This is a genomic window from Methanoculleus sp., assembly GCF_035363275.1.
Classification (GTDB): Archaea; Halobacteriota; Methanomicrobia; order Methanomicrobiales; family Methanoculleaceae; genus Methanoculleus.
The window spans coordinates 1-7,808 of the sequence record NZ_DAOSET010000076.1 but is presented as its reverse complement, the minus strand read 5'-3'; the positions used below and the strand labels follow the sequence as shown (position 1 = coordinate 7,808).

General features: G+C 66.0%; 7 protein-coding genes. 4 read left to right on the top strand and 3 right to left on the bottom strand.

Going from position 1 to position 7,808, the window contains the following annotated elements:
* Together PLN84_RS12075 and PLN84_RS12070 are read left to right on the top strand one after the other, a co-directional pair.
* A partial coding sequence (locus PLN84_RS12075) for an amino acid--tRNA ligase-related protein (protein ID WP_348532109.1) occupies positions 1 to 677 on the top strand: 677 nt, incomplete at its 5' end.
* Positions 678 to 742: 65 nt separating this feature from the next.
* Positions 743 to 1,645, top strand: coding sequence for a methionine synthase (locus PLN84_RS12070; protein WP_292386366.1), 903 nt, complete (start codon positions 743 to 745; stop codon positions 1,643 to 1,645).
* 86 nt (positions 1,646 to 1,731) lie between these two features.
* Here PLN84_RS12070 and PLN84_RS12065 read toward each other — a convergent pair whose 3' ends face one another.
* Positions 1,732 to 2,316 carry an ATPase domain-containing protein gene (locus PLN84_RS12065; RefSeq protein ID WP_292386367.1) on the bottom strand — a complete coding sequence of 195 codons (585 nt, stop codon included), beginning with the start codon at positions 2,314 to 2,316 and terminating at the stop codon, positions 1,732 to 1,734.
* A gap of 73 nt (positions 2,317 to 2,389) precedes the next feature.
* Positions 2,390 to 3,931 (bottom strand): AMP-binding protein, encoded by a 1,542-nt coding sequence (locus PLN84_RS12060; protein WP_292386368.1) that lies wholly within the window; start codon positions 3,929 to 3,931, stop codon positions 2,390 to 2,392.
* A gap of 147 nt (positions 3,932 to 4,078) precedes the next feature.
* On the opposite strand from PLN84_RS12060, the gene PLN84_RS12055 reads away from it, so the two are divergent.
* Positions 4,079 to 4,546 carry a GNAT family N-acetyltransferase gene (locus PLN84_RS12055; RefSeq protein WP_292386369.1) on the top strand — a complete coding sequence of 156 codons (468 nt, stop codon included), beginning with the start codon at positions 4,079 to 4,081 and terminating at the stop codon, positions 4,544 to 4,546.
* Positions 4,547 to 4,679: 133 nt separating this feature from the next.
* Positions 4,680 to 6,314 carry a S41 family peptidase gene (locus tag PLN84_RS12050; RefSeq protein ID WP_292386370.1) on the top strand — a complete coding sequence of 545 codons (1,635 nt, stop codon included), beginning with the start codon at positions 4,680 to 4,682 and terminating at the stop codon, positions 6,312 to 6,314.
* Between the two features lie 93 nt (positions 6,315 to 6,407).
* Here PLN84_RS12050 and PLN84_RS12045 read toward each other — a convergent pair.
* A partial coding sequence (locus PLN84_RS12045) for an AAA family ATPase (RefSeq protein ID WP_348532108.1) occupies positions 6,408 to 7,808 on the bottom strand: 1,401 nt, incomplete at its 5' end.

Genomic DNA, 7,808 nt, shown 5'->3' with positions numbered 1-7,808 from the left:
TCGGCCCCATCTTCCGCGCCGAGGAGCACAACACCGTCCGGCACCTCAACGAGGCGACGAGCCTCGATCTCGAGGTCTCGTTTGCCGACCACAACGACGTCATGGTGCTCCTTGAGGACCTGATCGTCCACGTCTACGAGTATGTCCGGGAGAACTGCGCCGAACAGCTCGCAGAACTCGGTGTCGACCTCAAGACCCCGGCAAAGCCGTTCCCCCGGATCCCCTATACGGAAGCCATCGAGATCGCGAACAGAACGATCGAGGAGAAACTCACCTTCGGCGACGACCTCTCCCCGGCTGCCGAGCGGGCGATCGGCGATACGGTCGGACAGCACTACTTCATTGTCGACTGGCCGACCGATATCCGGCCCTACTACGCGATGCCCTACCCGGAGAGGCCGGAGTTCTGCAAGGCCTTCGACATGATGCATCCCCGGATGGAGCTCTCCTCCGGTGCCCAGCGTATCCACGACTACGACCTCCTCGTGGAGCGGATCCGCGCAAAAGGCCTCTCCCCGGAGAGTTTCGAGTTCTACTTAAAGACGTTCCGCTACGGCATGCCCCCGCACGCCGGGTGGGGGCTCGGCATCGAGCGCCTGGTGATGACGATGCTCGACCTCCCTAACATCCGCGAGGCGGTGCTCTTCCCCCGCGACCGGCACAGACTGACCCCATGAGTTTAATTACACCGGCGACGTAGCAGTTATCTGCCAGCCGTCTGACCGGCACAGGCCGTGACCCCATGACCCTGATAAGCACGTGTCTCCCGACCACCGTTGTCGGGAGTTACCCGGTGGTGAAAGGCTCCGGGCTTCTCGCCCGCATGGACCCGCTGAAGCACGCGGTGGAGACAGCGGTCGCCGACCAGATCAGCGCCGGGATCGATATCATCTCGGACGGCCAGGTCCGGAGCGACATGATCCGGGCCTTCACCTCCCACCTCCCCGGCATCCGGGGGTCGTCGGTCGTCGGGAAGGTCGAGCCCGCCCGGCAGGCGATCACCCTCGCAGACACGAAGTACGCCCTCTCCCGGCACCCGAAGGTGAAGGGGATCCTCACCGGGCCGAGCACGCTTGCGCACGGGCTCTCGATCGAGACGCCGTTCTACCGGAACAAAGACGAACTGGTCCAGGACCTCGCCCAGGCGCTCGCGGTCGAGGCGGGCTACCTCCAGGACGCCGGGGTCGCGCTCCTCCAGATCGACGAGCCGATCTTCTCGACGGGGGCGGCAAACCTCGCCGTCGGCCGCGAGGCGGTCAACGCGATCGCCGCCCGGCTCCGGGTGCCCGTCTGCCTCCACGTCTGCGGAAATCTGGAGGCGGTCATCGACGATGTCTTGAAGACGAATGTCGCCATCTTCGATTTTGAGTTTGCGAATAATCCTCATAACATCGAGGTGCTCTCGGCAAAGGATCTCCGTGGCCGGATGGTCGGCTACGGCTGCGTGGACTCGGCGAGCCCCGCGATCGAGAGCGTCGAGGTTATTCGCAAACGGATCGAGGCCGGAGTCGACGTCTTTTCGGCGAAAGCCATGCTCCTTGACCCTGACTGCGGCCTCCGGATGCAGTCACGCGAAGCCGCGTCTGGAAAACTGAAGAATATGGTCGCTGCGGCAGGCGAGGTCCGGGCCGGGTATCCGGACTGAGCCTTCCACCGTCTCACGCGAAGTGCGAGCGTAAGCGAGTTTGAGAAGACCGAAGGTCTTTGTGTGGCGCGAAGGCGGGTCCCGGCCTAGACCACCCGCGAGGTCGTCGAGAGTTCGAGGCCCCTGGCGATGATGTGGTAGGGGATCACCCGTTGCGGCACGTCCGCACCCTTGAGTTTCTCGATGGCGAGCGTCCGCTCGAACTCGTTGCCGTGGACCTGGTGTCTGAGGGTGATGAAGATGTCGGCGGCACGCATCATCCGCGCCTCCTCGAGGGGGCTGTGGAGACCGGTGTAGAGGAGGTAGACGATGGTTGCCCCGGAATCAACGATCCCCCGGGTATCCTCGAGGACAAACCGGGTGGCTGCATTGATCCCCCGGTCGGCGATCAGCGTGGAGAGTGAGTCCACGACGATCCGCTCTCCCTGCATGGCTCCGGCGAGCGTTACGGCGTCCATCCCCCGTGCGTCGGTCATCTCCTCGGTCGGCACGGCATCAAGCATCAGGTAGGTGCCTGTTTTCTCTCCGGCCTGCCAGAACTGCTGCGCCAGGAGTTCAAGGCCGCTTAAAGGAGATCCGGAGATGATGATGCGAGTGCCCGGCGGGAACCCCCCGTCGAGCGCAAGGTCAAGGCCCGCAATCCCCGTCGAACGTCTGGTGGTGTTTGCCACGTCTGTACCTCGGCTATCTCTCGGGACTATCTATTCACGGCCCGTTTCTTAATACTACCCGTCGGGTACGGCTTCACGCACCGCTGGCGGTGCAGTATTCTTCCCGCAGGCGCTTCCTGAGGAGTTTCCACCCGTTCACCCGGGGGATCTCGGCGGTGAAGATGATCCGGCGGGGGACCTTGTAGCCCGCGAGGTGTTCGCGGGCGAAGGCGAGGATATCTTCGGCGGCGACGCCCTCTCCGGCGGGGACCACCACCGCCACCGGGACCTCCCCCCGGTGCTCGTCGGTGCACCCGAAGACCGCCGCGTCGCGGACGGCCGGGTGCTGGACCAGGACGTCCTCGACCTCGGTCGGGTAGACCTTCCAGCCCGACATGACGATCATGTCCTTTTTGCGGTCGGTGATGTAGAGCATCCCGTCCGCATCCAGGTGGCCGACATCGCCGGTCAGGAACCAGCCCTCAGGGAGGAAGGTGGCGGCGGTCTCTTCCGGCATCTGCCAGTAGCCGAGCGCCACCCCGGGTCCCCGGAGAGCGATCTCCCCGTCCTCACCGGCCTCGAGCTCCCGATCGGGGTCGTTCGCGTCCACGATCTTCACCTCCGAAAAGCCGACCGGGGTGCCGACACTCCGGAATTCGTCGGCGGTCGCGTAGTGCTCCGGGCGGATGGCGGTCCCGGTCCCGACGACGACCGTCTCGGAGAGGCCGTAGGCGTTGACGACCGGGATCTTGAACCGCTCGTGGAAGGGTTTCCAGACGCCGGGCGTCAGGGGGCCGCCGCCGCTGATCATCGCCCGTGCGGTGGCGAGCGCCGCTTCGGTCCCCGGCGGGGTCTGGAGGAGTGAGTGGATCACCGGCGGCATCCCGGCGACGATCGTCGCCCGGTGCTCATGGGCGAGGTCGAGGTAGCGGTCAAGGTCGAACCGCTCCATGACGACGTAGGTCCCGCCGGCCCGGAGGGTGGCGACGCCCCAGCTGATGCCGACGTGCCCCATCGGGTAGATGCCGAGGTAGATGTCGTCGGGGGTGATCCGGAGGACGTCCCGTTCGGCGTCCATTGCCGCGATCCAGTTTCCGTGGGTGAGCATGGCGCCTTTCGGCTTTCCGGTGGTCCCGGAGGTGTACTGGATCTGGCAGAGGTCGTCGAACCGGCAGTGGGCGGCACGGCGGCACGGTTCGGCACGGAGGAGGTCAACCCAGGGGATTGCGCCCGCGGCATCCCCGCCGACGGCGACGACGTGCCGGAGTGTTGGGGCCCGGTCGCGGATGCGGCCGACGAGGGCGGCACCCTCGACGTCGGTGATGACGGCGGCGGCTCCTGCGTCGCGGACGGCGTAGAGGACCTCGTTCTCCCGGTAGACCCGGTTCGTCGGGACCGCGACGGCGCCGATCCGCCAGAGGGCAAAGTAGGTGATGAGGTACTCCGGCGAACTGTCGAGATAGATGCAGACCCGCTCCCCGCGCCCGATCCCGAGGGCGAGGAGGCCGCCTGCGGCCCGGGCGACCAGGTCGAGGAGGTCGGCGCGGGTATAGGACTCCCCCCGGGAGGGGACGACGAGAGCGGTTTTTGTGGGGTTACAGGCGTTGGCGTCGAGAAACGTGGTGCAGTTCGGCATGGAGGGGCTCCGTGTTACAGGGTTGCGCTTTAATGTATATGCTTGCGCATAGTGCTGTAAATAGGTTGCCCCCGGGGATATGGGAGCGGTCGGGACCCCGGCGGGTAAAACCAAAAGGAGATTACCGGAGAGGGAGAACCGGGGTATATGCAGAGCGACACGCCACTCGTCCGCGAGGCCGTCTCCGAAGACCTGAACCCGGTCCTCTCCCTCTACACCCATATGCACGACGCCGATGAGAGCGCTGATGTTCATACGCTCCAGGCGGCATGGGAGGCTATCCTCGCCGACCCCCGGACCTGTCTCTTCATCCTCGAGCACGGGGGCGTGCCGGTCTCCTCGTGCGTCCTCCACATCCTCCAGAACCTTACGCGGGGCGCACGTCCCTACGGCCTCATTGAGAACGTCGTGACGCACCGTGAGTTCCGGAACCGGGGATTCGGGACGGCCCTCCTCGCCCATGCCCTGGACCGTGCGTGGGGGAAGAACTGCTACAAGGTGATGCTTCTGACCGGCCGGAGGGAGCAAAACGTCTTCCGGCTCTACGAGAAGGCCGGGTTCGTCCGGGGCGTCAAGGAAGGGCTGATCGCGTATCCGCCGCCGGGCGGCTGGTGACCCCGGGCTCCCTGTCCCGGCAATCTTTCCGGACGCCGGCCAAAAACTGCCGCAAAAACCGCAAAACCCAAATCACGCTGCACAAAATTGATATCTAAGGTAGAAGATCGTGCATGCAAGAAACTTACGCGGTATGAGGGCAGGACTGGCCCTGCTGGTTCTGCTTCTCTTCTCCATAACGTTGCCGGCATTCGCCGGCCTCTACACCGACTCCTGCGGGACGGTATGGATGGACGCCTCCATCCCGTTTGAGCGGAACAACGAGACGGCCTACAACGAGGAATTGACGGCGTCGTACGCGCCCATCATGGCGAACCTGACGGAGGCTCCCGATCTCAGCAGCAGGTCCTGGAGCGACGCCTTCCGCGAGGCGTGCGCCTATATGGAAGAGCGCTACGCCTTCACGGAGTGGCGCGGCGTCGACTGGGACGCCCTGTATGCGGCCTACGCGCCGGAGATCGCGGACGCCGAGAAGACCCGGGATAACGCCGCCTACTACCGGACGCTCCGCGAGTTCGTGTATGCCATCCCCGACGGGCACGTCCTGGTCCTTTCTCCCGACGACTTCGGGACGAAGCATGCCGATATCGGCGGGGGTTACGGGCTCGCCGTCGCACGGCTCGATTCCGGAAAGGTGATCGCGATGTGCGTCGCGGACGGGAGCGAGGCCGAGCGGGCAGGGATCCGGTTCGGCGACGAGGTGGTCTCCTGGAACGGCCGGCCGGTCGGGGAGGCGATCAACGCGACCTCGATCATCTGGACCCCGGTCAAGCCCTCGACCGCCGAGGGCATCCTCCTCCACAAACTGCGGTTCCTGACCCGGGCGCCGGTCGGGACCCCGGCAACCGTCGGCATCGCCGGCCCGGAGGATTCCGTCCCCCGCACAATCAACCTGACGGCGACGGACGACGGCTACGAGACCCTCGCCCGGACGAGCATTTTCCTCGGCCGCGAGGTGAACGACGGAGCGGCCGGATCGTCGGCGGAGCTCAAGGCGATGATCACGAACGAGAGCGTGACCGCCCGGACCCTCCCCGGAGGCATCGCTTACATCGCTGTCTACGAAGAGTCCTATAACGTCTACCAGCCCTTCAGGGCGGCGGTGGAGGGTGCCATCGCCGACGGTGCGCCCGGCATCGTCGTCGACCTCCGGTTCAACCGGGGCGGGGACGACAACCTGGCCGCCGCCTACGCCGGCTGGTTCGTGGACCGGCCGGTCTTCTACGAGTACGGCACCACCTACGACCCCGGGACCGGGGAGCAGGCGGTTCTCTGGGAGTCCTGGAGCAAGCCCCGGCCCGACCGCTACGCGGGCCCGGTTGCCCTCCTCGTCAGCCCTTACACCATCAGCTCGGGCGAGGGCCTCCCGAAGGTCTTTGCGGAATCCGGGACGGGCGCGATCATCTCGTGGTATGGGACGAACGGGGCGTTCGGGATGGAGTCCCTCGGCCCGGTGCTCCCTCTCGGGGTCATGACCGCCTTCCCGGCGGGTGCGTCGCTCGATGAGCACGGCCGGATACAGGTCGACAGCAACGCGTCGCTGGCCGGCGGGGTCGCCCCGACGGCCCGGATGCCGATGAACGAGGAGACCCTGGCACGGGCGATGGCCGGGGAGGATGTCCAGCTCTCGTATGCGGTCGAGTGGATCTGGACGCAGGCGGAGAGCACGACCGCGGAGCCTTTGGCGGTGCCGACACAGGCTGCGGCCGGGTGGGCTGCCGTGCTTGCGGCGCTTATGGGCGTCGCGGTCTGGTGCGGCCGGCGGTGAGGGCGGGGATTACCCCATCCCCATGATGCGTAACGGAGACCGTTCAGCCCGTACAAAAAAGAGTTCTCCGGGGGTCTCCCCCCGAAGATCCGCTCACTGGTATTCCGGCGGCTGGATCTCCTTCGGGAGCCCGCCCTTGAAGTGCTGCTGCACCTTCCCGTAATACTGCCGGAGCCGCTCGTTCATCGTCGCGTGCACCTTCTCCCGTGCCCGGTCAAAGTGCGTCTGGTTCACGACCGCGACGCCTTCGCGCATCGCGAGCATGGCCGCCTCCCGGCCGAGCGCCTCGAGGTCCGAGCCGACGAACCCCTCGGTATCGGTCGATACCTTCTTGAGGAGCCGGGCTCGTGCGGGATCGTCGAGGGTCACGCTCTGCTGGGCGAGGAGGTCGACGAGCTTCTTCCTCCGGAGATGGCTCCGGAGCCCTTCATCTTCGTTTGCCTGAATCGCAGCGCGATGCTGCCTCAAATCTTCGACGTTCACCCGGCGGTTGGCCCCGACGGCGAGGATCAGGTCCTCGATCCCGTTCTCGGCGAGTCCCTCCGTCATCGCCACGAGGTCTTCGACGGTGGAGCCCTCGATCGGCATGTACCGGGTGTGAATGGCGAGGATCTTCTCCCGGTCTTCTCGTCCGGGCTCGCCGATGTAGACGAGCCGGTCGAACCGTCCGGGCCGGAGCAGCGCCGGGTCGACCATGTCGGGACGGTTGGTCGCTCCCATCACGACGACGCCCCTGAGTTCCTCAAGGCCGTCGATCTCGGTCAGGATCTGGTTCAAGACACTCTCGATGACGTGCGACTCGGTCCCACCGCCCCGGGCAGGGGCGAGGGCGTCGAGTTCGTCGAAGAAGATGATGGACGGTGCCACCTGCCGGGCCTTTTTGAAGATCTCGCGGACCGCCCGCTCGCTCTCGCCCACCCACTTCGAGAGGAGTTGGGGACCCTTCACGGGCACGAAGTTCGCCCCGCTCTCGCTCGCGACCGCTTTTGCAATCAGGGTCTTTCCGGTCCCCGGGGGGCCGTAGAGGAGGACACCCTTCGGGGGCTCGATACCGAGATTCTCGAACCGCTCGCGCTCGGTGAGCGGGTACTCCACCGCCTCGCGGACATCCTGCTTTGCCTCTTCAAGCCCTCCCACATCTTCCCAGACGGTGTGCGGCACTTCGAGGAGGACCTCCCGCATGGCGCTCGGGCCCACGTCACGGAGGGCGTCGCGGAAGTCCCTGCCCTGCACCTCCATCTTCTCGAGGATCTCCGGCGGGATCTCCTCGGCCTCCAGGTCGATCTCCGGGAGGTAGCGCCGCAACGCCTTGATTGCCGCCTCTCGGGCGAGGGCGGCAAGGTCCGCCCCGACAAATCCGTGGGTCTGCTGGGCGATGGAGGAGATCGCCACGTCGTCCGCAAGCGGCATACCGCGGGTGTGGATGTGGAGTACCTGGGTCCGGTCGTCCTCTGAGGGGACTCCTATCTCGATCTCCCGGTCGAACCGGCCGGG